Source organism: Desulfobaculum sp. (assembly GCF_054921475.1).
The window spans coordinates 1-23,971 of record NZ_JBUDSW010000017.1; the positions used below are offsets into that span (position 1 = coordinate 1).

Genomic DNA, 23,971 nt, shown 5'->3' on the forward strand with positions numbered 1-23,971 from the left:
GAAAAATCCAAGAAACTCATTGACAAGCGGGGCTCTTTGGGAGCATCAAAGACCCATCTTATTCTCAGGGCGGGGTGAAATTCCCCACCGGCGGTAACCCGAGTTGCTACGGGAAGCCCGCGAGCGCTTTTCCAGACGGGAAAAGGTCTAGCAGATCTGGTGAGACTCCAGAGCCGACGGTTACAGTCCGGAAGGAAGAGGGTAAGACAGCCTAGCATCCGCCCCTGCCACCTCCCCCGCGAGGTCCAGTGGCTGTTCGTCATGCGTACAGCTGTCTGTCTTATCGCCCTGATTCTGGTAATCGAAAATGGTTTTGAGGAGCATTGCCATGAATCAGAAGACCCTTTGTGGTACAGCAATCGAGCGAGTTGAAACTGCACTTGAAGCCCTGCGTAATGGGCAGGGTGTCCTTGTGACCGACAACGAGGACCGAGAGAACGAGGGCGACCTCATCTTTTCCGCCGAGCATTTGACGGCGGACCAGATGGCCGTGCTTATCCGCGAGTGCAGCGGCATTGTCTGCCTGTGCCTCACCGACGACAAGGTGAAGCAGCTTGGCCTGCCCATGATGGTGGAGCACAACAAAAGCGCCTATCAGACGGCGTTTACCGTCTCCATCGAGGCCGCAGAAGGCGTGACTACCGGCGTTTCTGCCGCGGACCGCGTGACGACCATCAAGGCCGCCATCGCAGAAGACGCGAGCCCCGCGTCCATTCACAGCCCCGGCCATGTCTTTCCGCTTCGCGCCCGTCCCGGCGGCGTGCTGGAGCGCGGCGGACATACCGAAGCCACAGTGGACCTGATGCGCCTTGCGGGCCTGAAGCCCTGCGGCGTGCTGTGCGAGGTCACCAACCCCGACGGGACTATGGCCCGCTTGCCGGAGATTTTGGAATTCGGCGGCACATGCGGCTACCCTGTCCTGACTGTTGACGACATTGTGGCCTACCGGGCCAAAGAGCAGAAAAAGGCCAGCTAAGCTGGCGGGCACGGCATAACGCCGCCGGGCCACCGGTCCGGTCCTGCACTGTGTGGAGGGCTAAGGATGCCGGGGTTTCGGCCCCGGAGCGGACATCCCCACAAGTACCCACGCGGCGCGCTTTGCCCGGTACGTTTGCCATGTGCTGCCCCAGCAGTTGACCACACGAGCACCTGCTCGCCAAAGAATCCGTTTCCAAGCGATGCGCCCCGGGCCATCGCCAAGGCATAGTGAAAGCGCCCGTCCAAGTGTAACTTGGGCGGGCGCTCACGTTTTGTGCGGTAGGGGCGCGAAATACGAAAAAGCCCGGGCCTTGCGACCCGGGCTGAACATACATCAGATGGCTCTGAAATAGTGCGATGCCTCTCAAAGCCGCAGGTCTACTCATCCCCCGGGAACGAGACGGAGACGATTTCGTATTCAATGCGTCCGCGCGGGGCTTCCACAACGAATTCGTCGCCTTCTTCCTTGCCGAGCATGGCCTTGGCGACGGGGGACAGGACGGAAATCTTGCCGACCTTGGTGTCCGTTTCGTCGGGGCCGAGCAGGGTGTAGGTCTTGGTCTCGCCGGTGTCGAGGTCTTCGATCTCCACGGTGGCGCCGAAGGTGACCTTTTCGCCATTAAGGGTCCGCAGGTCGATGACATTGAACCGCGGAATGCGCGACTCGATGTAGTTGATGCGGGCTTCAAGCATGCCCTGCCGTTCGCGGGCGGCGTCGTAGCCTGCATTCTCTCGCAGGTCGCCTTCTTCTCGCGCTTTTGCAATGGCATCAATGACTTCGGGGCGCTCCTTCTTGAGCTCCTCAAGTTCCTTTTTGACTCGCGCCAAACCTTCTACAGAAATCGGAATGGTGTTCATTGTTAATCCTTGGCTTCTCTCAACATCAATATTTGCCAACAGTTGATACTGCCTCGTCATGATAGGGCGGGCCGTCGCCTGTGTCGGCTCTACAGGGTGGCGACAGCTGTGAAGGAAAGTGTTGGCCCCTTCCCATGCCGGACAGAAAGTACCTTGCGCTGGGCGCTGCCGCCAACGTCGGTGCGCGCTCAGTGCTGGCCATGGGGAAACACACGGTGAGCTTCATGCTATTGCATCACGGGGTTTCCGGCCTCCTCCTCTCCCCTCGAAACGTCAAAAAAGCCCTTGCGCGCGTGCTGCGTGCAAAGACTCACATATGGCGATGGGGAATGATGGAGGGCTGTCAAAACAGATAACAGAATTCACCATGGTCCGCTACCTTTTCAAGCACTGAAAAAAGTTTTTCTATATCGGGGACATGTTGCCCCATAGCGCTTGGCTCAGGGTGCGGTCCATGGTGTCTGGCTATGCACAGACGCTGTGCACCAAGAGGGAGTGTGGCCGAAATTGCGTGGAAGGTCAATTGAAGTCTGGGAGATTTTCGCCCAAAAAGGTCAACAAAAGGCGGCGGGCGCAGATGCTTGAAATTATTGCGACTCTTGGTTGGTTGACCAGTCTGTGTGCTGGGCGGGGTGCCTGTGTCGGGGATGCCGGGGCAATGCAGCGCGCAGGGGGCGCATGCCTTTTACGGCGCCGGGCTGGGTGCGGGATGGCCGAAAATGGCGGAGGCTGTGCCGCGCAGGAGGGCTGCCATGAAAAAGGAAAGGGCCGCTGGATGCATCCAGCGGCCCTTTCGGTCACGAGACGTCCGGGTGGAGCTAATACCCGTTTTTGACGTTTCGGCGCATTTCGTCGAAGCGGGTGAGGATGACCTCATCCTGCTGCGGCGAGAAGGCGTTGATGAGCGTAATGGTCAACAGGTTGGCCGCAAAGCCGGGGACAATCTCGTACATGGTTTCGCCAAGGCCTGCGTGCTTCCAGAACACCAGAACCAGCGTACCAACGATCATGCCGGCAAGGGCGGACTGCCACGTGGTCTTGCGGCTGTAGAGGGCAAAGAGGACCACGGGGCCGAAGGCCGCGCCAAATCCGCCCCAAGCGTAGGCCACAAGGTCGAGGATGGTCTTGTTCGGGCTCAGCGCCATGCTCAGGGCGATGACGGAGATGATGAGCACACACAGGCGGCCCACAAGGATGAGTTCCTTCTCCGAGGCCTCGCGGCGCAGAATCTTCTTGTAGATGTCCTCGGTCAGTGCGGAGGAGGACACCAGGAGCTGGGAGTCGATGGTGGACATGATGGCGGACAGGATAGCCGCCAGCAGGATGCCGCCAACCCAAGGGTTAAACAGCTTGGCAATCATGTAGATGAACACTTTTTCCTGATCGCCACCGGTGAGGCCGTCGAACATGGGAATCGCCACCATGCCGATAATCACTGCGCCGGCGAGGGAGATAAACACCCATGTGACGGCGATAACCGTCGCCTTGGGGATTTCCTTCACGGAGGTGATGCCCATAAAGCGCGCAAGAATATGCGGCTGCCCAAAGTAGCCAAGCCCCCACGCCATGGTGGAGATGACCGCTACTATGGACAGTGTTTGCCCGCTGCCGTCATGGAAGAGACTGGTGGAGATGCTCTTGGCGGCCATGTCGGCCTCAATGGCGGAGATGCCGCCGTTGCTCGCGGTGCCCAGCATGGGGACAACCAAAATGGCGAGGAACATCAAAGAGCCCTGGAAAAAGTCCGTCCAGCACACGGCAAGAAAGCCGCCGAGGAAGGTGTAGGCCATGATGACGGCGGTGCCGGTAAATACGGCGACCTTGTAGTCCACCTGAAACACGGACTCGAACAGCTTGCCCGCCGCCACCAGCGCGGAGGACGAGTAGATGGTGAAAAAGATGAGAATGATGACCGAGGAGCCAACGCGCAGGAGGCTGGTCGGGTCGTCAAAGCGGCGCTCAAAGAAGGAGGAGAGCGTCAGGGTGTCCGTCATCTGCGTGTAGGAACGAAGACGCGCGGACACGCACGTCCAGTTGAGTACAGTGCCGATGAACAGTCCCACGGCAATCCATGCGTTGACCATGCCGCCAAGGTACACAGCGCCCGGCAGACCCATGAGCAGCCAGCCGCTCATGTCACTGGCCTGAGCGGAAAGCGCCGTCACCCAGCTGCCAAGACCGCGTTCACCAAGGATGTAGCCCTCAATGTTGGTCGTTTTCTTGTAGTAGAACCATCCAACGGACAGCAAAAACACAAGGTAGATGAAGAACGTGATCAGCGTCTCGGTCTGAATCATAAAAGCTCCGTTCCTGCGAGTAGGGATTGAAAGATATCGTCATAGGCGCGGGAAAAAGCCGCGCGTTGATGCGGGACAGGGGCACCGTTGCGTCGGTGTTGCATGCAACGGCCCGTGCAGGCTGCCAGGAATGCATTGCCTGCTCTTCCGGGTGGGGAAGTGCGCATAACATATACGAAAAAAAGATTTTTTCCAATCTCACTCAAGAGAAAAGTGAAAAGTCGCAAAATTCCGAACTTTCGTCTCTGACAATATGTCATCCAGAACAATGTTCACCGTTTCGCTTGTTTTGGCGTATATCGTTCGGTGAACATGCGGCTTTGCCAAAGGCTCGGGGCTGGTTTTGGGGTGGGGAGTTAGAAAAAATCTTGAAAATCTTTGGCGAATTTTTTTCGGCGCTTTTCTTCCTGGCGCGAAAACCGATGCGCGTCGCAGGGTGACGGCCAGAGGACTGCTGGGGCGCTCCGCGGGCGGAGTGCATCACCAAGCCGTCTGCCATTCGACACAAAGTCGTCATGATGCCAACGGGTTGTGGTCGTATTCTCCCAGCGGTTTCACTTAACAGAAAGCCCCAGGAGGATTCCCATGAACCGCATTTCGTCCCGCTTGGCCCGCACGGCGCTTTTAGGCGCGGTGGCGGCTGCACTTCTGTGTCTTGCCCCGGTGCTCACCGCGGCCCATGCCGCAGGTGGCGGCCTCTACAGCGGCGCGCCCGCCAAGTACGTGTTCTTTTTCATCGGTGATGGCATGGGCATTCCCCAGCGCGCCGCCGCGTCGGCGTACTCCGGGAAAACGCTGGTGATGGATACCTTTCCCGCGCAGGGGCTGACCACCACCCGCGCCAACGACCGCTTCATCACCGGGTCCGCCGCCTCGGCCACGGCGCTGGCCTCCGGCACCAAGACCAATATCAATTATATAGGCGTAGACCCGCAGTTTCGCCCGCTGAAGACCGTTGCCGAACTCGCCAAGGAAAAGGGCATGAAGGTTGGCATTGTCTCCAGCGTGTCCATCGACCACGCCACCCCCGCCGCCTTCTACGCCCATGTGAAAACCCGCAAGATGTACCACGAGATTGACCACGCGCTGGCCGAAAGCGGCTTTGACTACTTTGGCGGCGGCGGACTGAAGGACCCCAAGGGCAAGAAGTCCGACAAGCCGCTGGGCGACGCCATCGCCAAGGCCAAAGCAAACGGCTACCGCATCGTCACGGACAAGGACGAGTTCATGCAGTTGACCCCGCGCTCCGGCAAGGTGCTGGCGTGGAACGAGTGGCTGCAGGACAGCGGCGCACTGCCGTACGTTATCGACTCCCGCCCGCAGGACATCACGCTGTCGGACTTTACGGCCAAGGGCATTGAACTGCTGGAGAACCCCAAGGGCTTCTTCATGATGGTGGAAGGTGGCAAGATTGACTGGGCCTGCCATGCCAACGACGCCACCTCCGCCCTGACCAACAATCTTGAGTTCGACAAATCCGTGCAGTTGGCCGTGGACTTCGCCAAGAAGCACCCGAATGAAACCCTTATTCTCGTTACCGGCGACCACGAGTGCGGCGGCCTGACCCTTGGCTTTGCCGGAACCAAGTACCAGTCCTTCTTTGACGTGCTCAGCAAGCAGAACATCTCGTATGTGCAGTTCGATCAGGACGTCATGGCGCAGTTCAAGAAATCCGCAGGCAAGGCGGCCAGCTTCGACGCGGTAAAACCCCTTATCACCAAGCATTTCGGCCTGCGCTTTGCGGGCGACCCGGCGAAGGACCGCCTCGTCCTCGCCCCCTTTGAGCGCAAGATGCTGGCGGATGCCTTCCGCCGCAGCGTCTCCGGCTCGTCGGAGAAATCCGGCGAAGAGGAGTACCTGCTCTATGGCGAATACGACCCCATGAGCGTGACCATCACCCACATCCTGAACCAAAAGGCGGGCCTTGGCTGGACCTCGTACAAGCACACCGGTGTGCCTGTCTCCACCTCCGCCATGGGCGTTGGCGCCGAGACCTTCAACGGCATGTATGACAATACCGACGTAGCCAAGAAGGTGATGGCCATTATGGGCGTTCCTGCCCGCGTGCACATTGCCGAGCGCTAGGCGCGCCGTGTTCGGGCACCATGAACGTGTGCGGCGCGGCTCCTTTGGCCGCGCCGCTTTGCCATGAGAGAGGGCGTAATGCAGATTAAGACCGAAATGCGGCGCAACATGCTGCTGGTTGCCGTCTTTGCCGTGTTGACCGTTGGGCTGTGGCTGCTGCCCACAGGCTATGAGGACCGTGTAGCGCAGGACGCCGTCCGCTGCCGGGGGACGGTGCTGTCTGTGGATGACAGTCAGGTGATGACTATTGGAATGATCCGCAAGGGCGAGCAGGACGTGACCCTGCGCCTTGAGGACGGCGCGTACGCCGGGCGCGAGGTGCGCGGGGTGAACCAACTGCTGGGAATGCTGGACCGGGACAAGCTCTTCCGCCCCGGCGACAGCGTCCTTGTGGTGCTCACTCTCGACCCGGATGGCGGCATCGCCAGTGTGAACCCGCAGGCGCATTACCGCCTTGGGCTGGAAGGGGTGTTGCTGGGGCTGTTTGCGGTACTGCTCGTTGCCTATGGCGGGTGGACCGGCGCTAAGGCGCTGCTTTCCTTTGGCTTTACGGCGCTGATGGTGTGGAAGGTGCTGGTTCCGCTGTTTTTGGATGGGTACGACCCGCTCCTTGTCAGCCTTGGCGTTACGGCTTTGCTGTGCGGGGGGATTATCTTTCTTGTGGCTGGGGTATCGCGGCGGGGCGTGACGGCGTTCCTTGGTGCGTTTCTTGGCGTACTGACGAGCTGTGTGCTGGCGGTGTACTTCACGCAGCGTCTGCATCTGCACGGCGCGGTGCTCCCCTTTGCGGAGACCTTGCTCTACTCGGGCTTTGGGCACCTGAACCTTGTGGAGATTTACGTGGCGGCGGTGTTTCTCGCCGCGTCGGGCGCGGTGATGGATCTTGCCATGGATGTGGCGGCTTCCATGGATGAAGTGGTACGAAAGCGCCCGGACATCACCCGCGCCGAGGCGCTGCGGTCCGGCCTGCGTGTTGGGCGCGCTGTGGTCGGCACCATGACCACCACACTGCTGCTGGCGTATTCCGGCAGTTATATCACGCTGCTCATGGCCTTTATGGCGCAGGGCGTGCCCCTCGCCAATACCTTTAACCTTATTTATGTGGCGGCGGAGGTGCTCAAGACGTTGGTGGGGTCCTTTGGGCTGGTGACGGTGGCCCCGTTTACGGCGTGCATTGGCGCTGTATTGTTGGTGCGCCATGTGCCGGGGCCTGCTTCGTCCGCCGCAGCGTACGGCGGGGGGATTTCGCCCCGTCCTGCGTCCAAAGCTGCGCCCAAAGCTGTGCCAGAGGCGGGGGCACGTGCTGTTGCCGATACTGCGCCATAAGCTGTGGCCCGCGCCTGAGTGCGTGTCGCGCCCTTCTGCATATCCATCATCTTCATAGTCGCATCACATCCCCGCCGCTATGTGCCAGCTGATGACGGCCCCTGCTCCGGCGGGGGCTTTTTTGCGGCGCTGCTTCCGCGCGGGATGTCGTGGGTTTTGAGCAGGGCGTAGAGGCGGGCGCGGGAGAGGCCGGACACATCGCAGGCCTGCGGCACACTGCCGCCGCACAGGGCCATAAGCTCGCGCAGGTAGTGCTGTTCCGCATCGGCCATGCGCTGGGCACGGTAATCGCGAAAGCTGGGGAAGTCGTCTGCGGCCAGTGGGTCCATCTCGCGCTCTTGTGTGTGGGGCGAGTCCTTGAGCCGCGCCCGCGCCCTGTGCACGCGGATGGCCGTTGGCAGGTGCCGGGGAAAGAGAGTGCCCGAGCCTTTGGCGGCGGAGATGGAACAGGACACCGCGCTGAGGAGTTCCCGGACGTTGCCCGGCCAGTCGTAGCTTTTGAGGGCTTCAAGATACTCCGGCGAAAAGCGCTTGGTGCCGCTGCCTACGCGCCAGCCGTAGCGGCTGATGGAGTGGCGCACCAGCTCCTCAATGTCCTCGCGCCGGTCCGTGAGCGGGGGCAGGGTGATGAGAATAGTTTTAAGGCGAAAGAGCAGGTCGCGCCGGAAGTCCCAGTGGTCCACAAGGGCGTCGAGGTCGCGGTTGGTCGCGGCGATAAGGCGGAAGTCGCTGGATTCCTCGTGCCTGCTGCCAACGGGCCGGAAGCGGTGCTCCTGCAAAACGCGCAGAAACGCGCGCTGGGCGGAGAGGGGAAGCTCACCCACCTCGTCAAGGAACAACGTGCCGTGGTTGGCCTGCTTGACCAGTCCGTCGGCCTTGCGGTCCGCGCCGGTAAAGGCGCCCTTTTCGTGCCCGAAGAGGGTGCTTTCCACCAACTTCTCCGGCAGGGCGGCGCAGTCCACCACCACAAAGGGGCCTTCGGCCCGGGCGCTGTTTTCATGGATGGCGCGGGCGAAAAGCTCCTTGCCGGTGCCGGTGTCGCCGGTGATGAGCACTTCCGAGTCATTGGCCGCCGCCTGCGCCACAACGTCGAGGCAGGCGCGGATGGCGGGGCTGGAGCCGATGATGCGGCTGCGGTGCAGAACCGGGGCTTCGTGCTCAAGGGCCTTCTGGCGGTAGTCGATGGCCCGGAGTACGGGCAGTTTGATGTCGCTGATGCTGGCGGGCTTGGCAATGTAATCCCACGCGCCGCTGCGGATGGCCATTTCCGCCCCGTCCGGGTCCCCTGCGCCGGTGAGGATGATGACCTCCGGCTCGCACGGGCAGGCGCGGAAGTCCTGTAGCGAGGCCAGCCCGTTGCCGTCGGGAAGCCATACGTCAAGGAGCACCAGCAGATAGTCCCCACTGGCGGCCTGCTCCAGCCCTTCTTTGAGGGTGGCGGCCTCCACGGGGGTGTGGCCGATGTTTTCGATGACGCGGCACATGGCGTCGCGGAAGAGGTGGTCGTCGTCAACGATGAGTATTGCGGCCATGTATCCTCCCTGTGTGGCCCTGCTGCGGCAGGGACAACGGGTGTGAGCCGGCCCGGCGCAAAGTGGCTCCGTGAGGCGCGCCGGGCTTTTTGTACTCTACCGCCGGGGGGCGCGGCGTTTGCCCAGCGCCTCGGCCACGGCGTGGGCGAGGTCGCTCAGGCTAAAGGGTTTGCCCAAAAAGCCCTTGGCCCCAAGGCGGCGCACTTTGCCGGGGGTGAGCGTGTCGTTGTAGCCGGAGCACAGCACAATGGGCAGGTCCGGGCAGAGAACGCGCAGGCGGCGCGTCATCTCAATGCCGGACATGCCGGGCATGGTGACGTCGATAAGGGCAAGGTCCACGGCATCCGGGCGCTGTTCGAGCCGCGCAATAGCCTCGGCGGCGCTGCGGCTGGTGGTTACATGGTAGCCAAGGCGCGAGAGCGCGGCGCGGGCGCTGTCGCGGACGCTTTTTTCGTCGTCCACCACCAGCACGCGGCCACGTCCGGGTTGGGGCTTGGCCGTGGTGGCGTCGATGACGTTGCGGCCAGCTTGGTCGTCATGCAGGGGGATGGCAACGTGGAAGACGGTCCCGCGCCCCGGCGTACTTTCGGCCCGGACCATGCCGCCAAGCTCCGCGATGATGTTGTGCACAACGGTGAGCCCAAGGCCGGAGCCTTTGGCTTTTTTGGTGGTGTAGAACGGCTCGTAGATGCGTTCCAGCACGGTGGGCGTCATGCCTTCTCCGGTGTCGCGCACGCGCAGAAGGGCGTAGCAGCCGGGGGTGAGGGCGTGGAAGCCGTTTGGCGCATCCTGCGAGACGGTGACCGCGCTGACCTCCACCCGCAGGGTGCCGCCGGAGGGCATGGCCTGCACCGCGTTGGTGCATAGGTTGACGATAACCTGATGTACCTGCGCCGGGTCCGCGAGGACGATGTCGCGCTCCCCGCTGTGGTCAAGGATTACTTCAATGGAGGAAGGGATGAGCGGACGCAGGAGTTTGAAGCATTCCTTGGCCAACGAGGTCAGGGAAAAGGGCATGGTCTTGCCTATCTTGCGGCGGCTCAGATTCAGAATGTGCTCCACCAGCCCGGCGGCGCGCCGCGATGCGGAGAGAATTTGCGTAAAGGCGTGGTGGGCGGGGTGGCTGTCTGGCAACGCCTCCAGCCCAAGCTCCGCATGCAGGATGATGGGACTGAGGATGTTATTGAAGTCGTGGGCGATGCCGCCTGCCAGCGTGCCGATGGCTTCCATTTTTTGCGACTCGCGCAGTTGGCGCTCCAGTTCGGAAATTTGCGTCATGTCGCGCCAGACGCTGACGTACCCCAGCACCACGCCGCGCTGTCCCCTGATGGGGGAAATCATCTTTTCCGTTTGGAAGGTGCGCCCGTCGCGGGCGGTGTTCCAGCACAGGCCGGTCCATGTTTCCCCTTGCTGTACCGTACGCAGGATGGCCCGGAGTTGGCGCTTTTGGCGCGTGCCCTCGTAGAGCACGTCCACCTTCTGCCCCCGCATGTGGTGCGCGGGGTAGCCGGTCATGGCTTCAAAGGCTTGGTTGACGTATTCGATGGTCAGGTCGCTATCCATGATGATCATGGCTTCCGCGGCCTGCTCGATGGCGGTGGCAAGGCGGATGCGTTCCTTTTCCGCCTTTTGGCGCTGGGTGATGTCCGTAAAGAAGACCACGGCCTGCCGGAAGGCGCCGGCGCCGTCGGAAAAGGGGATGATGCGGGCGTTGTAGACGCGGCCCGGGCGGCAGATGTCGTCATACTCCACTGGCTCGCCAAGGCGCAGGCTCTGGTGGAGGATGGCCTTGCGAAAGCGCCCGGCGTCCTTGTTCATCAGGGAAAAGAAGTTGCGGCCCTTGAGCTTGCTGCGGCTGGTTCCCACCATGTGCGCCAGCCGCTCATTGCTCATGAGGACGGTACCGCGCTCATCAAGCAGGACGGCGGCGTCCGAGGTGGCGGCCAGAAGCTGCTGCACCATTTGGCAGGCTTCCTGCCGCTGCGAGCCGGGACCAAGACAGGGCCATTCGCCTTGTGCTGTCTTGGGCGGCGAGACCTTTGCGCACATACCGTCCTCCTCGGTGTGCTGATGGACCTTCCTTCATTGTCTGCTCCTAAAAGGCAGGTGTTGTCAAATCCGCAAAAGTCCCGGTGCGGCAGGGGCTTGCGCCCGGTGGTGACAAATCTTGTTGTGCAAGACGCCGTCCTGCGCCTGTATTTCGCATGTGGCTGCGGCCCGTAATGCCTCGTGGGCGCAGGTCTTTTCGGCGTCAGCTGTGCGCCGGGCGGTTCCTGTCTTGCCGTGTGGGACAAAATCTTGCGGGGCAAGACATTTTCTCCCTGTTTTGGAGCCGGAAGACGCGCCGCGGGCCGGGAGGTGCGCGGGTAACTGCTTGAAATAGCGCCCCTTCTGCAATGCGGCACGATTCGTGGTCTGTGAGTGGTAGTAAGCCACCCCTTCCCTGGGATGCGCGCAAGCGGCACAGGATAAGGAGGAACGACCATGAGCAGTCGCATAGGCGTCTATGTCTGCCATTGCGGAACCAACATCGCCGGAAAGGTAGATTCCACCGGCGTTGCGGAGTTCGCCGCCGGACTCAAGAACGTGGTGGTGGCGCGTGATTACAAGTTTATGTGCTCCGACCCCGGGCAGGACCTTATCATCAACGACATCCGCCAGATGGGCGTGAACCGCGTTGTTGTGGCCTCCTGTTCGCCCCGCCTGCACGAGAAGACCTTCCAGAATGCCCTCGCCCGCGCCGGGCTGAATCCTTACCTCTTTCAGATGACGTGCATCCGCGAGCATTGCTCGTGGGTGACGGAAGACCCGGCCGAAGCCACGGACAAGGCCAAGAAGCTGGTTGCTGCGGCGGTCAGCCGCGTGAATTGGCATGCCCAGCTCTATTCGCGGCAGGAGGCCGTGCATCCGGACGTACTCGTGGTGGGCGGCGGTATTGCGGGCATTCAGGCCGCGCTGGATGTGGCGAAGTCCGGGCACAGGGTGCATCTGGTGGAGCGTTCACCCTCCATTGGCGGGCATATGGCCCAGGTGGATAAAACCTTCCCCACGCTGGACTGCGCGGCGTGCATCTCCACCCCCAAGATGGTGGCCGTGGCGCAGGAGCCGAATATTGACCTGATGACCTACAGCGAAGTGGCCGAGGTATCCGGCTTCATCGGCAATTATACCGTCACCGTGCGCCGTATGCCCCGTTACGTGAATATGGACCTGTGTACCGGCTGCGGTCTGTGCCTTGAGAAGTGCCCGCGCAAGGTCCTGAGTGAGTTTGACGAGGGCATGGGCGTGCGTAAGGCCATCCATCGTAACTCGCCCCAGAGCGTGCCCAATACGCCTGTAATCGACGCGGACAACTGCATTTACTTCAAGAAGGGCAAGTGCGGCGCGTGCCAGAAGAATTGCCCCTCCGGCGCTATCGACTTCACCCAGCAGGAGACCACGGAGACCTTCCAGGTCGGCAGCATCATCCTTGCCACGGGCTTTGACGCCCTGGACCCCACCAGCCTCGAACAGTACGGCTTTGGCCGCTACGACAACGTGCTGACGGCCCTGCAATTTGAGCGGCTGAATAACGCCGTCGGTCCCACCGGGGGCAAGATTCAGCTCAAGGACGGTACGCCGCCAAAGAGCGTTGCCGTCATCCACTGCGTGGGCAGCCGCGATGTGAACCACCACGAGTACTGCTCCCGGGTGTGCTGCATGTACGCCCTCAAGTACGACCACCTCATCCGCGACAAGGTCGGGCATGATGTGGACATCTTCAACTTTTACATCGACATGCGCTGTTTCGGAAAGGGCTACGAGGAGTTCTACCGCCGCGTGCAGGAGGAAGGCGTTACCTTCCTGCGTGGACGCCCGGCAGAGGTTACCCGCCACGCCCTGACGCCCGAGGAAGAGGGCAAGCTCATAGTGGTGAGCGAGGATACGCTCCTTGGCCGCGTGATGCGTGTGCCGGTGGATATGGTCATCCTGTGTACGGCCATGGAGGCCAGAAAGGACGCCCCGGACGTGGCGCGCATCTTTGGCATTCCGCAGGGGCAGGACGGGTTCTTCCTTGAGGAGCACCCCAAGCTTGGGCCGGTGTCCACAGCAACGGATGGCGTGTTCATCGGCGGCACCTGTCAGGGGCCCAAGGACATCCCGGATGCGGTGTCCCACGCCTCTGGCGCGGCGGCGCAGGCGCTGTCGCTGGCGGCCAAGGGCGAGGTCTCCATTTCGCCCACCACATCGAACATCAACCCGGATGTGTGCATTGGCTGCAAGACCTGCATCGGCCTGTGCGCGTACTCCGCCATTGAGTTTGACGAGCGGCGCGGGGTGAGCGTGGTGAACGAAGCCATGTGCAAGGGCTGCGGCAGTTGCGCCGCCCACTGCCCAAGCGGCGCGGCGCAGATCAAGCACTTTACGGAGCGGCAGATATTCGCGGAATTGGAAGGCCTGCTGGCGCGGCGCCTCGCACCCAAGGGAGCGCAATTGCAGGATGACGCCGAAGACGCGGCGCAGGCCAAGGCGTAAATGGCGCGCCGGCGCCCGGGCTGGTCCCGGCGCAGGCACATTGGGGACGAAACGCCGGACGCCTCCGGCAGCAGAGAATCCGGGAGGAAAGGCATGAGCGACTTTGAACCCACCATCGTGGCATTCGTCTGCAACTGGTGCACCTATACCGCCGCGGACCTTGCCGGGACGTCGCGGATGGTTCAGTCCCCCAACGTACGCCTGGTGCGCATGATGTGCACAGGCATGGTGGACCCCAAGTATATCCTCAAGGCGCTTCTTGGCGGGGCGGACGCGGTGCTGGTCTCCGGCTGTCACCCCGGGGACTGCCACTACATCAACGGCAATTACAAGGCCCGCCGCCGTGTGAAGCTGATTCAGGAGCTGCTGGCGCAGTACGGCATAGACGAGCGCCGCGTGAAGCTCACATGGGTGGGGGCGAGCGAAGGCAACGAATTCGCCGAAACGGTCAACAATCTGGTGGCCGAAATTCGGGAACTGGGCCCAAGCGAGGTCCGGGACATTCAGGCCATCTAGGAGACCCGTCATGGCAACCACGGCACAACTCACAGTGAAGGACAAGGACCCCTTGGGGACCGTGCAGGACTTTTTGTCCATGCTCCTTGCGCAGGGCGAGGTGGCGGCGGTGTTTGTGCCCCGGCATATGCCCGGCGGCGGCCCGGTGATGCCCTCCCTTGTCACGGATACGGCGGAACTGGCGACGGCAGACCCCTTTGCCCCGTCGTTCCCCCTGAACGCCGCGCGCCTTGTGGCGCGCCTGAGCCGGGGCGAAACCGACGGCACGGTGGCTGCGGTCCTGCGCCCGTGCGAAATACGCGCCTTTGTGGAGCTGGTGAAGCTGAACCAAGGCAGTGTCGAAAACCTGCTGATTATCGGTGCGGACTGTGCGGGGGCCTTTGCCAATGCCGAGTACACGCGCTTTGTGGGCGACAGGGACCCCGTAGCCGCCAGCCGCGACTTTGCGGCCACGGCGCTGAAGACGCAGTGGGAGGGCGAGCCGAAGCTCGCCAAGGCCTGCATGGCCTGTGAGCATCCTTCGCCCGAGGGCGCGGATATCATCATCGGTGGCTTTGGTGTGGACCGTGAAAGTTGGCTTCCCCTTATGGCCAAGACCCCGCGCGGCGAAGGCCTGCTGAGCCGGCTGGAGGTGCCGGACAGCGAAGCCGCCTCCGGGCGCGACGAGGCGCTGCGGGCCGTTGTGGACCGGGCGGAGGCCTTCCGCGACGCCATGTTTGAGGAAACCCGCGGGCAGGTGAGCAGCATCGCCGGGCTGGCGCAGTATTTGTCCGGCTGTGTGGGGTGCTACAACTGCCGCGTGGCCTGCCCGGTGTGCTACTGCCGCGAGTGCGTCTTTGTCACCGACGTGTTCGACCATGACCCGTGGCAGTACATGGACTGGGCCCGGCAGAAGGGCGCCCTCAAGATGCCGACGGATACGGTGTTCTTCCACCTGACGCGGCTGGCGCATATGAGCACCGCCTGTGTGGGCTGTGGTCAGTGCTCCAATGCCTGCCCCAACGACATTCCGGTTATGGAGCTGTTCCGCTCCGCCGCGCAGAAGACGCAGGCCGCCTTTGACTACGAGGCAGGGCGCGATCCTAACGAGCCGCCACCGCTGGCCGTCTTTCAGGAGAAGGAATTCTCCGCCATGACGGGCGGGACGGACTAGGCCCATCACGGACGCACAGCAAGCGAGGACGCCATGAAAAAGAGATACGGAGCGGTTGTCATCGGTGCCGGTATCGGCGGGATACGCGCCGCGCTGGACCTTGCCGAGACAGGCCAAAAGGTGGCGCTGGTGGACCGGCGTCCCACCATCGGCGGCCTGCTGATGCAGCTTGATTATCAGTTCCCTAGCGACCACTGCGGCATGTGCAAGATGCTTCCCCTGACCGAGAGGGATTCGTCCAGCCAGTTTTGCCTGCGCAAGGGACTGTTCCACAAGAATATCGACATCCACCTGTCCACGGACCTTGTGGCGGTGGAAGGCGACCCCGGCACGTTTCAGGTGACGCTGTCCAAGCGCTCCGGCTTTGTGGACCCGTCGCGGTGCATTGGCTGTGGTGAATGCTCCGCCGTGTGCCCCGTTACCGTGAGTGATGACTTTAATGCCGGGCTGAGCGAACGGTCGGCGGTGTATCTGCCCATGCCGCTTGCTATCCCGAACCACTATACCGTGGACCTCGACCATTGCCGCAGGTGTTGGCAGTGCTTCGAGGCCTGCCCCACAGGCGCTATCGACTTCAAGTTCAAGGAGCGCGAGAGCTTTGGCGTGCTTATCGCCGAGGCGGACGACGCGGTCTATGCCGAGCTTGAGGAGTGGCTGAAGAGCCTGAACTTCCCCGTGGAGCGTGCCCGCACCGGTGAAGAAGTGCTGGCCCGCGTGAGTGAGCAGGCCGCGCCGCGTATGGTGCTCTATGGCATGGCGCTACCGGGCGAGAGCGTGGAGCGCGTGGTGTCGCGCGGTATTGAACTGCACCCGGAGATGCTCTTCCTGCTCATGGGCGGTGAGGAGGAGCGCGAACGCGCCGAGGCCCTTGTGCAGGACGGCGCCCGAGCTTTTGTGCCGACGCCGCTGGAAAAGGCCGACTTTGTCCCGTGGCTGGATAAGCTCTATATGCGCCATGTCACGGACCAGCCCTTTACGGTGGAGGCGGCGGCTGTGGTGCTGGCCGCGGGCTTTGACTGCTACGACCCGGCAACGGACCCCTTTGGCGGGGCGGATGTGCTGGGCTACGGCAGTGTGCCCGGCGTTGTGACGTCCCTGGAATTTGAGCGCCTTGCCAGCTCCACCGGTCCTACGGGCGGACGTTTGTTCGTGCCGGGGACGCAGCGGCCTGCCAAGCGCATAGCGTGGCTCCAGTGTGTTGGCTCGCGCGATGTGCAAAAGCGCGCGTCCTACTGCTCCAGCATCTGCTGCATGATTTCCATCAAGGAAGCCCTGCTGGCGCGCAGGCGTCTTGGGCCGGAGACGGAAACCGCCATCTTTTACATGGATATGCGTACCTTTGGGAAGGATTACGAGATGTACCGCCACAGCGCCGAGCACGACGCCGGGGTGCGGTTCATCCCTGCGCGCATCCATTCCGTGACGCCCGTGAACCTGCATGACCCCGCCGAAGGGTTGGTGGTGGAGTACCTTGGTGCGGACGGCACGTTGGTGCGTGAGGTGTTCGACATGCTGGTGCTGGCCGTTGGCGCACGCGCCCCCAAGGGCACGCGAGAGCTTGCGGACGCCGCCGGTGTGGACCTGAACGACCACGGCTGGTGCCAGACCCAGTACTTTGATCCGTCCCGCACCAGCAGGCTTGGCGTGTACGCGGCTGGCTCCTTCGGCGCGCCGCGCGACATTGCCGAGACCATCGTCACCGCCGGCGCGGCGGCGGCCGAAGCCTCGCGCCTTATCAACATCTATGCTCCCCTCAAGGAGCAGCAGCCCGACCCCGAACCGGAATACCGCGATGTCTCGCGTGAGACGCCGCGAACCTTGCTGGCCCTTTGTTCCGCCTGCCCCATCCTTGAGCAGCGTGTGGATATGGACGACCTGACGCGCCGCCTGTCCGCCATGCCCAATGTGGTGCGGGTGGAGCATGTGGAGCGCGCCTGTACCGGCGATGGCTGGGAGCGCATCGTGGCACTGACCAACGAGGTGAAGCCCAACCGCCTGCTCATTGGCGCGTGTATGCCCTACGCCTATGTGCCGCGCCTGCGAGAGCTTGGGGCGTCCATAGGCCTCAAGCCCGCCCTTATGGACGTGGCGGACATCTATACGCCGCTGCTGGCCCATGACGCTGAGGCCAACGGCGTCACCACGCAGGAGAAGGTCTTTGCCGCCCTGAATATGGCCGCAGTGCGGTTGCAGGACGCGGATCCCTCGCCCTTGCCTCCGCCGCAGACCGTGGCGCGCGAGGCGTTGGTCCTTGGTGGCGGTTTGGCGGGCATGACGGCGGCTATGAGTGTTGCGGACCACGGCTACAACGTCTGTCTGGTGGAGGAGGGCGAAGAGCTTGGCGGGCTGGCCCGTCACCTGCGCACCACCCTGCAGGGCGAAGACCCGCAAAAGTACCTGACGGAGCTTGTGGAACAGGTGGAGAAGCATCCCTACATCACCGTGCGGACCGAGTCGCGGGCCGTGCTGTCCATGGGCCGGGCCGGACGCTTTATGAGCGTTATCTCCACCCCGGACGGGGCGTTGCCCCTTGAGCACGGCGTCTCCATCATCGCCACCGGCGGGCGCGAAGGGCGCATATGGGACTACAGCTACCGTGTGGACAAGCGCATCCTGAGCCAGCTTGAGCTGGAGGACGCGCTCGCATCCGGCACGCTGGATACCGGCGGCCTGCGCAGCGTGGTGATGGTGCAGTGCTGGCGCTCGCGCGATGGGCACCGCAACTACTGCAGCCGGGTGTGCTGTCAGAGCGCGCTCAAGAACCTGTTGCACATCAAGCGCAAGAACCCGGACGTGCAGGTTTACGTCTTCTACCGCGACATCATGACCTACGGCTTTGCCGAGGACTTCTACACCGAGGCCCGCAGGCAGGGAGCCATCTTCATCCGCTACGACGTGGACAGCCCCCCGCAGGTGAAGGCCGAAGGCGACGACGTGGTGGTACGCGGCTACGACCCCGTCCTGCGGCGCGACATTGAAATACGCCCGGACCTCGTGGCGCTGGCCACGGGCATAGAGCCGGGAGAGAACGCGGACATCGCCGAGGTGTTTGGCGTGCAGACTGACGAGAATGGTTTCTTCCGCGAGGCGGAGTCCAAGTGGCGGCCCGTGGATTTCCTGAAGCAGGGCGTCTTTGTCTGCGGGCTGGCGCGGGGACCGGGGTCCATGGCCGAAACGGTGGCCTCCGCCAAGGCCGCGGCCCAGCGCGCGGTGCGCATCCTGAGCGTGAAGCGCCTCACCTGCGGCAACGTGGTGGCCGAGGTGCGCGACAGCCTTTGTTCCCGCTGTGGCCTGTGCATCGACTTCTGCCCCTACGGCGCGCGGCGCTTGGACCTGACGGAAAACCGCATCAAGGTGGACGAGCTTTTGTGTCAGGGGTGCGGGTCGTGTACGGCGGTGTGCCCCAATAGCGCCAGCGTCATGCGCGGATTCAGGGACGCCCAGATGATGAAGGTCATTGACGCGGCGCTGACGCGGCCCCTCGTGGCCGAAACAAAGGACGGTGGATGATGCGAGCCGAAACAGCCCAGAACACGGCGCGGGCCGAAAGCCTGCTCAAGGACATCCGCGAGGAGTTGCGGGCCTGTATGCAGTGCGGAACCTGTAGCGCCAGCTGTCCGAACAGCCATGCCATGGACCTGACCCCGCGGCGCATGTGGCGGATGATTCTGTGCGGGCTGGAGGATGAGGTGCTGGAGAGCAACACCTTCTACCTGTGTTCCTCCTGCTACAGCTGTACGCTTCGCTGCCCGCGTGGTCTGCCGCTGACTAGCGCCATGGCCGCGCTCAAGCGCCTTGCCCAGCTTCGCGGGGCGCCGGGGGCGGCGGCGCATACCGCGTTCTACCGCACGTTTGTGGACAATATCCGGCGGCATGGCCGCGTCCGCGAGGCCGACCTTATGGCGCGGTATCTGCTGGCGGCAAGGAATCCCGGCCTTGCCATGCGCTTTGCCCCCCTTGGTCTGCGGATGCTCGGCAAGGGCAAGGTTCACCCAATAGGTGGACAGCATGTGGACTGTGACCTGAGCGCGCTGTTTGACGCGGCGCGGGAAAGGGAGGGACTGCCATGACCACATACGCCTACTATCCCGGATGCTCCCTGACCGAGAGCGCCAAGGAGTTTGATGTCTCCACCCGTTTGGTGATGGAGCGCCTTGGGGCCGATGTCAGGGAAATAGACGGCTGGACTTGCTGCGGCGCAAGCGCTGTGGAGTCTGTCAGCACCACGCTGACGCATGCCCTCCCGGCGCGCAACATCGCCCTTGCCCAGCGGCAGATGCCGGAGGCCGACATTCTGGTGCCGTGCAGCGCCTGCTACCTGAACCACCTGCGGGTGGAGAAGGACGTTATGCCCGACAGGGCGACCCTCTCCGGCGTGAATGACCTGCTGGGGACCGAGGGGTTGAACCTTGCACCAGCGGGCGGGCGCGTGCGGCATATTCTGGATGTGCTGGTGAACGACATAGGTGTGCAGCGGCTGCGCGAGAGCATCACAAAGCCCCTTGGCGGGGTGGTGGTTGCTCCCTACTACGGATGCCAGATTGTGCGGCCGCATGCGGACTTTGATAACCCGGAACGGCCCCGGAGCATGGAGCCTATCCTTGCGGCGCTGGGGGCTGAAGTTTTGCAGTGGGACATGGGTGCGCGGTGCTGCGGCGCGTCGCTGATGGCCACGCGGCAGGATGCGGCGCTGGTCTCCGTGGGGCGCATCTTGGACGCCGCACACGGAGCGGACGTCATCGTGACTGTGTGCCCCATGTGTCAAATGAATCTGGAGGCCTACCAAGCGCAGGCCATACGCGGCGGCCACGCCCGGCAGGGACGCCCCGTGGTGTACCTGACCCAGCTTTTGGGGCTTGGCATGGGCTTTTCGGAGGAGGAGATGCTTCTCGGCAGAAACATGGCACCCAAAGGCTCCTACGCGGAGCGCGCGCAGACGCCTGCGGCAGGGGCCGAGGACGCCGTGGAGCCGGGAAACACCTAAACAAAGGAGGAGGTCATGTTCAAGGACATCATTTTGGCGGTAACGCCTTCGGAGATTTGCGAGTGCGCCGCCGATGCAGCTATCGGCTTTGCCCAGCGCTTCGACGCGAAGCTCTACATGCTGCACGTCTGCGGCATGGCCCAGGGCTGGGGATCGGTGGAGCATCTGGTGCCGTCCGGCGAGGCAGACCGCATCAAGGGCAGCATTGAAGAGTACTACGCGGAAAAGCTGAAGAGCGTGCCCGAATGTCAGGTTCTGGTGACTCCGGGTATGCCGCATGCGGAGATTCTGCGCTCCGCGCGCAAGCATAATGCCGATCTCATCGTCATGGGTCCGCATACCAAGGACTACGCGGAAACGCGCTCCAAGATGTGGGGCATGGCGGGCAGCACTTTGGAAAAGGTTAGCCAGAAGGCCCGGTGCCCGGTGATGATCGTCACGCGCAGCACCCCCTATGGCGAGAACTCCTTCGGCAACATCGTGGTCGCGACGGACTTTTCCGAGCAGGCCGAATGCGCGGTGCACTACGGCGCCCAACTGGCGCGCAACTACAAGGCCAGCCTCACCATTCTGCACGTTTTGGACGTGGACACCTCAACGGATGCACACATGCCCGCACAGACCGTCATCGAGCGCAAGACCGCCGAGGCGCTGGAACGCATGGACAAGGAATTCACGGAACGCCTCGCAGGTGTGCAACACTTTGAGTTCATGTGCTGGGAAGGCAAGCCCGCCATGGAGATTCTGAAGCTGGCGCGCCTGAAGAAGGCGGACCTTATCCTCATGGCGCACCACTCCAAGGAGCAGGACCCTGAGAAGGCCTTCCTTGGCTCCACGGTGGCTCAGGTGGCGCTCAACGCCTCCTGCCCGACCATGAGCATCAACCGCCACTTCGACCTGCGCTGCGGCATGATGTACGACCAGTCCGGACAGGTTGTGGACAGCAAGAAGACTGAAGGCGAAAGCGTGGGCGAAGGCTTGTGACAGCACGGACCGGCGCTGCGGCCCATGCTCCGGCGCCGGTCCCAATACGGGAGGCCATTATGGCAGAGACCGTCATCCTTTCTCCCGAACGGACCGGGACCTTCAAGGACAAGGTGAAGGCCATGCTGCCGGACGGCGGCAACCTTGATTTGTGTCTGACGTGCGGGCTGTGTTCCGCCGGGTGTCCCGCCACGGGGCTGGAGGATATGGACCCCCGCAAGTTCCTGCGCATGTGCGCCTACGGCATGGATGAGGAAGTGACCACCACGCCGTGGGTATGGATGTGCACCATGTGCCAGCGGTGCGTCTATGCCTGCCCCATGAAAATCGACATCCCGCGCCTTGTGTACGAGGCGCGGGCAAGCTGGCCGCGTGAGGAACGCCCCAAGGGCATACGCGGCTCGTGCGACGTGGCGCAGGGCACCACCACCAACAGCGCCATGGGCGCATCCTCGGAGGACTTCCGCTTCGTCATCGAAGACGTGGCCGAAGAGGTGCGCGAAATGCAGGAGGCCTGCAAGGACATCATCGTCCCCATGAACAAAAAGGGCGCGAAGTACTTCATGAATCAAAACTCGCGTGAGCCCATGACCGAGCCGGACGAGATGGTGCCCCTGTGGAAGATTCTGAACATTGTGGGGGCGGACTGGACCTACGGCGACGTGGGCTGGGCCGCGGAAAATTACTGCATGTTCCTCGCCGATGACGCGGCGTGGGAAGCTGTCGTGCGCAACAAAGTCAAAGCAGTGGAGGAGCTTGGATGCCAGTATTGGCTCAACACCGAGTGAGGCCACGAAATGTACGCGGTCCGGGCCGGACTGCAAAAATTCGGCATTACGCCAAAGTTTGAGATTGAAAGCATCATCCGGTGCTACGCGCGCTGGATACGCGAAGGACGGCTGCCCGTGAGCTCTGCATGGAACGATGACCTCGGCATCACCTTCACATTGCAGGACCCCTGTCAGCTCATCCGGAAGTCCTTCGGCGACCCCGTCGCTGAGGACCTGCGCTTTGTCGTGAAAAGCGTGGTCGGGGAGAGAAACTTCATCGACATGGTCCCGAACAGAACCAACAACTACTGCTGTGGCGGAGGCGGCGGCTTCCTCCAGTCGGGCTTTACCGAGGCGCGGCGCGCTTATGGCAAGCGCAAGTTCGATCAGATAACCGCCACCGGGGCGAAGTATTGCATTGCCCCGTGCCACAACTGCCACTCGCAGATTCATGATCTGTCCGAGTTCTACGAAGGGCACTTCCCGGTGGTGCATCTGTGGACGCTCATCTGCCTGTCCATGGGCGTGCTGGGCGAGAACGAACGCTCCTACCTTGGGGAGGATTTAGCCGAAGTCGGGCTGTAGCGGGTGCGGATGATGCATGGACGGTGGGCCGGAGCGTGGGGGCGCTTCGGCCCTTTTCTTGTGCGGGCAGTGCTGGGGGCTGGCTGGACGCTGCGGCGACATGTAGCGCTACGGATGCTTGGAAAGGCTCATTTATCTGGCCGTGTGGCGCGGTTGTCCTGCTTTGGCGCTGAATGGCATCCGCGTGCATCCATTTGACTTTGCTTGGCGAAAAAGGGAAAAGAAGTGCACAATGCGGTAAAGCTCTTTGGCGGCGGCTTGGCAATCATCCGGCACACGGCATACCTGCGGAGGCACTATGTATTTCCATAACGATGACGCAGAGCACAGCGCTTCGGAATCGGCCATGATTCACCGCCTGTGGACGGTTATCCGCGGCTGCGTCAAGGCGCTGGCCGTGCTTATGACGGCGGTTATCTTTTGGGGGATGCTGGACGTCATCTGGGTGCTGTATGAGCGCATGACCACCCCGCCCATGCTCCTACTCAACATCAACGACATTCTTGCCACGTTTGGCGCGTTTATGGCCGTGCTTATCGCCATTGAAATCTTCGCCAACATCATCGTGTATTTGGAATCGGAAATGATTCACCTGAAGCTGGTGCTGTCTACGGCGCTGATGGCTGCGGCCCGAAAGGTTATTGTGCTGGATTTTTCCGTGAACACGTTTCTTGAGGTGTTTTCCCTTGCCGGGGTTATACTGGCCCTGAGTGTTGGCTATTGGCTCATTTGCCACCGCAGCAAGTGCCTGCTGATGTCGTCCATGTCCAACACGGAGGAGAGCGCGGCTGTGTGCCCGCTTTTCCCGCGCAACGGTGAAAAAAACGAAGGACATGACGGCGCGGAGAAGGCCAAAGAGCACGCCAGCGCGCCCACGCCGCCGGAAAAGGGCGAAGCGTAGGCGATGCGTACTCGGCGAAGCGCGCCTTTGCGGCGCGTGGAGCCAAAGGGGGATGGAGTTGTGGGCAGAAGTGAACGGGTGGTTCTTGTGGCGGTCATCGCGTGGGGACTGGTTGCGGTCCTGTGCTGGAGTGCGCCCCGCGTGCACGCCGAGGACGCGACGTGCGAGGACGTCTACGCCATCTATAAAGCGTGCTATGACGGCGGACGGCAGGTGGAACAGAGCGGGTGCGATTATCTGGTGCAGGCCCTTGGTCCGCGCCTGATGGGCGAGGACGGCCTTTCCGGCTTTTCAGCGGCGCTGTCTGTCGCCATGTGCAAGCGCGGGTGCGAGGACGGAGCAAGCGGCAAAAAGGCCATGAGCATGCAGGAATTTCGCCGCGAGTTTTGTAGCGGCAAGTTGAAGTAAACGCTGCGGCCCGGCACAGCGGCGGAGAGCGGGGCGCTTCGGCATATGGTCCGAAGCGCCCCGTTTTGCGCGCGAAAAA

18 protein-coding genes and 1 riboswitch are annotated in these 23,971 nt (G+C 62.5%); of the genes, 14 read left to right on the plus strand and 4 right to left on the minus strand.

Going from position 1 to position 23,971, the window contains the following annotated elements; translation table 11 throughout:
- Positions 1–56: 56 nt before the first annotated feature.
- Positions 57–207: riboswitch (FMN riboswitch) on the plus strand.
- 121 nt (positions 208–328) lie between these two features.
- Complete coding sequence (gene ribB / locus ACY69P_RS02040) at positions 329–976, plus strand: 3,4-dihydroxy-2-butanone-4-phosphate synthase (protein WP_459899752.1); 648 nt, start codon at positions 329–331, stop codon at positions 974–976.
- A gap of 380 nt (positions 977–1,356) precedes the next feature.
- Here ribB and greA read toward each other — a convergent pair whose 3' ends face one another.
- Complete coding sequence (gene greA / locus ACY69P_RS02045; protein ID WP_404844852.1) at positions 1,357–1,836, minus strand: transcription elongation factor GreA; 480 nt, start codon at positions 1,834–1,836, stop codon at positions 1,357–1,359.
- Between the two features lie 818 nt (positions 1,837–2,654).
- Positions 2,655–4,133 carry a sodium/proline symporter PutP gene (gene putP, locus ACY69P_RS02050; RefSeq protein ID WP_459899754.1) on the minus strand — a complete coding sequence of 493 codons (1,479 nt, stop codon included), beginning with the start codon at positions 4,131–4,133 and terminating at the stop codon, positions 2,655–2,657.
- 26 nt (positions 4,134–4,159) lie between these two features.
- On the opposite strand from putP, the gene ACY69P_RS02055 reads away from it, so the two are divergent.
- The 3 genes from ACY69P_RS02055 to ACY69P_RS02065 all read left to right on the plus strand — a co-directional run bounded on the left by ACY69P_RS02055 (position 4,160) and on the right by ACY69P_RS02065 (position 7,544).
- Positions 4,160–4,573 carry a hypothetical protein gene (locus ACY69P_RS02055; protein WP_462326405.1) on the plus strand — a complete coding sequence of 138 codons (414 nt, stop codon included), beginning with the start codon at positions 4,160–4,162 and terminating at the stop codon, positions 4,571–4,573.
- Positions 4,574–4,718: 145 nt separating this feature from the next.
- Complete coding sequence (locus tag ACY69P_RS02060) at positions 4,719–6,218, plus strand: alkaline phosphatase (RefSeq protein ID WP_462326406.1); 1,500 nt, start codon at positions 4,719–4,721, stop codon at positions 6,216–6,218.
- A gap of 78 nt (positions 6,219–6,296) precedes the next feature.
- A complete protein-coding gene (locus ACY69P_RS02065; protein WP_462326407.1) occupies positions 6,297–7,544 on the plus strand; it encodes a YibE/F family protein in 1,248 nt (415 codons plus the stop codon).
- A 77-nt stretch (positions 7,545–7,621) separates the two neighbouring features.
- On the opposite strand, the gene ACY69P_RS02070 is transcribed toward ACY69P_RS02065, so the two are convergent.
- Positions 7,622–9,076, minus strand: a complete 1,455-nt coding sequence (locus tag ACY69P_RS02070) for a sigma-54-dependent transcriptional regulator (protein WP_462326408.1) — start codon at positions 9,074–9,076, stop codon at positions 7,622–7,624.
- A 96-nt stretch (positions 9,077–9,172) separates the two neighbouring features.
- Complete coding sequence (locus tag ACY69P_RS02075; protein ID WP_462326409.1) at positions 9,173–11,125, minus strand: hybrid sensor histidine kinase/response regulator; 1,953 nt, start codon at positions 11,123–11,125, stop codon at positions 9,173–9,175.
- Positions 11,126–11,560: 435 nt separating this feature from the next.
- Here ACY69P_RS02075 and ACY69P_RS02080 point away from each other — a divergent pair, with 435 nt between their 5' ends.
- From ACY69P_RS02080 to ACY69P_RS02125, 10 genes are all read left to right on the plus strand, one after another.
- Complete coding sequence (locus ACY69P_RS02080) at positions 11,561–13,591, plus strand: FAD-dependent oxidoreductase (RefSeq protein ID WP_462326410.1); 2,031 nt, start codon at positions 11,561–11,563, stop codon at positions 13,589–13,591.
- Between the two features lie 93 nt (positions 13,592–13,684).
- On the plus strand, positions 13,685–14,107 hold the full coding sequence (locus tag ACY69P_RS02085) for a hydrogenase iron-sulfur subunit (protein ID WP_404844859.1): 423 nt from the start codon (positions 13,685–13,687) through the stop codon (positions 14,105–14,107).
- A gap of 10 nt (positions 14,108–14,117) precedes the next feature.
- A complete protein-coding gene (locus ACY69P_RS02090; protein WP_462326411.1) occupies positions 14,118–15,260 on the plus strand; it encodes a Coenzyme F420 hydrogenase/dehydrogenase, beta subunit C-terminal domain in 1,143 nt (380 codons plus the stop codon).
- 33 nt (positions 15,261–15,293) lie between these two features.
- Complete coding sequence (locus tag ACY69P_RS02095; protein WP_462326412.1) at positions 15,294–18,770, plus strand: 4Fe-4S binding protein; 3,477 nt, start codon at positions 15,294–15,296, stop codon at positions 18,768–18,770.
- Positions 18,767–19,330: a 4Fe-4S dicluster domain-containing protein gene (locus ACY69P_RS02100; RefSeq protein WP_459899767.1), complete on the plus strand. Its 564-nt coding sequence runs from the start codon at positions 18,767–18,769 to the stop codon at positions 19,328–19,330. The genes ACY69P_RS02095 and ACY69P_RS02100 overlap by 4 nt, the downstream gene beginning before the upstream one ends.
- Positions 19,327–20,244, plus strand: coding sequence for a CoB--CoM heterodisulfide reductase iron-sulfur subunit B family protein (locus ACY69P_RS02105; RefSeq protein ID WP_459899769.1), 918 nt, complete (start codon positions 19,327–19,329; stop codon positions 20,242–20,244). The genes ACY69P_RS02100 and ACY69P_RS02105 overlap by 4 nt, the downstream gene beginning before the upstream one ends.
- 15 nt (positions 20,245–20,259) lie before the next feature.
- Positions 20,260–21,228 (plus strand): universal stress protein, encoded by a 969-nt coding sequence (locus ACY69P_RS02110; protein ID WP_462326413.1) that lies wholly within the window; start codon positions 20,260–20,262, stop codon positions 21,226–21,228.
- Between the two features lie 59 nt (positions 21,229–21,287).
- Positions 21,288–22,583 carry a (Fe-S)-binding protein gene (locus tag ACY69P_RS02115; protein ID WP_462326414.1) on the plus strand — a complete coding sequence of 432 codons (1,296 nt, stop codon included), beginning with the start codon at positions 21,288–21,290 and terminating at the stop codon, positions 22,581–22,583.
- Between the two features lie 298 nt (positions 22,584–22,881).
- Positions 22,882–23,484, plus strand: a complete 603-nt coding sequence (locus ACY69P_RS02120) for a phosphate-starvation-inducible PsiE family protein (RefSeq protein ID WP_462326415.1) — start codon at positions 22,882–22,884, stop codon at positions 23,482–23,484.
- 60 nt (positions 23,485–23,544) lie between these two features.
- Complete coding sequence (locus tag ACY69P_RS02125; protein WP_462326416.1) at positions 23,545–23,892, plus strand: hypothetical protein; 348 nt, start codon at positions 23,545–23,547, stop codon at positions 23,890–23,892.
- The last annotated feature ends 79 nt before the right edge of the window (positions 23,893–23,971 follow it).

Coding starts and splice junctions, on each gene's coding strand:
- ACY69P_RS02085 (WP_404844859.1), top strand. CDS start 13,685: ATGAGCGACTTTGAACCCACCATCGTGGCATTCGTCTGCAACTGGTGC.
- ACY69P_RS02065 (WP_462326407.1), top strand. CDS start 6,297: ATGCAGATTAAGACCGAAATGCGGCGCAACATGCTGCTGGTTGCCGTC.
- ACY69P_RS02070 (WP_462326408.1), bottom strand. CDS start 9,076: ATGGCCGCAATACTCATCGTTGACGACGACCACCTCTTCCGCGACGCC.
- ACY69P_RS02120 (WP_462326415.1), top strand. CDS start 22,882: ATGTATTTCCATAACGATGACGCAGAGCACAGCGCTTCGGAATCGGCC.
- ACY69P_RS02060 (WP_462326406.1), top strand. CDS start 4,719: ATGAACCGCATTTCGTCCCGCTTGGCCCGCACGGCGCTTTTAGGCGCG.
- ACY69P_RS02090 (WP_462326411.1), top strand. CDS start 14,118: ATGGCAACCACGGCACAACTCACAGTGAAGGACAAGGACCCCTTGGGG.
- ACY69P_RS02105 (WP_459899769.1), top strand. CDS start 19,327: ATGACCACATACGCCTACTATCCCGGATGCTCCCTGACCGAGAGCGCC.
- ACY69P_RS02075 (WP_462326409.1), bottom strand. CDS start 11,125: ATGTGCGCAAAGGTCTCGCCGCCCAAGACAGCACAAGGCGAATGGCCC.
- ACY69P_RS02080 (WP_462326410.1), top strand. CDS start 11,561: ATGAGCAGTCGCATAGGCGTCTATGTCTGCCATTGCGGAACCAACATC.
- putP (WP_459899754.1), bottom strand. CDS start 4,133: ATGATTCAGACCGAGACGCTGATCACGTTCTTCATCTACCTTGTGTTT.
- greA (WP_404844852.1), bottom strand. CDS start 1,836: ATGAACACCATTCCGATTTCTGTAGAAGGTTTGGCGCGAGTCAAAAAG.
- ACY69P_RS02095 (WP_462326412.1), top strand. CDS start 15,294: ATGAAAAAGAGATACGGAGCGGTTGTCATCGGTGCCGGTATCGGCGGG.
- ACY69P_RS02110 (WP_462326413.1), top strand. CDS start 20,260: ATGTTCAAGGACATCATTTTGGCGGTAACGCCTTCGGAGATTTGCGAG.
- ribB (WP_459899752.1), top strand. CDS start 329: ATGAATCAGAAGACCCTTTGTGGTACAGCAATCGAGCGAGTTGAAACT.
- ACY69P_RS02100 (WP_459899767.1), top strand. CDS start 18,767: ATGATGCGAGCCGAAACAGCCCAGAACACGGCGCGGGCCGAAAGCCTG.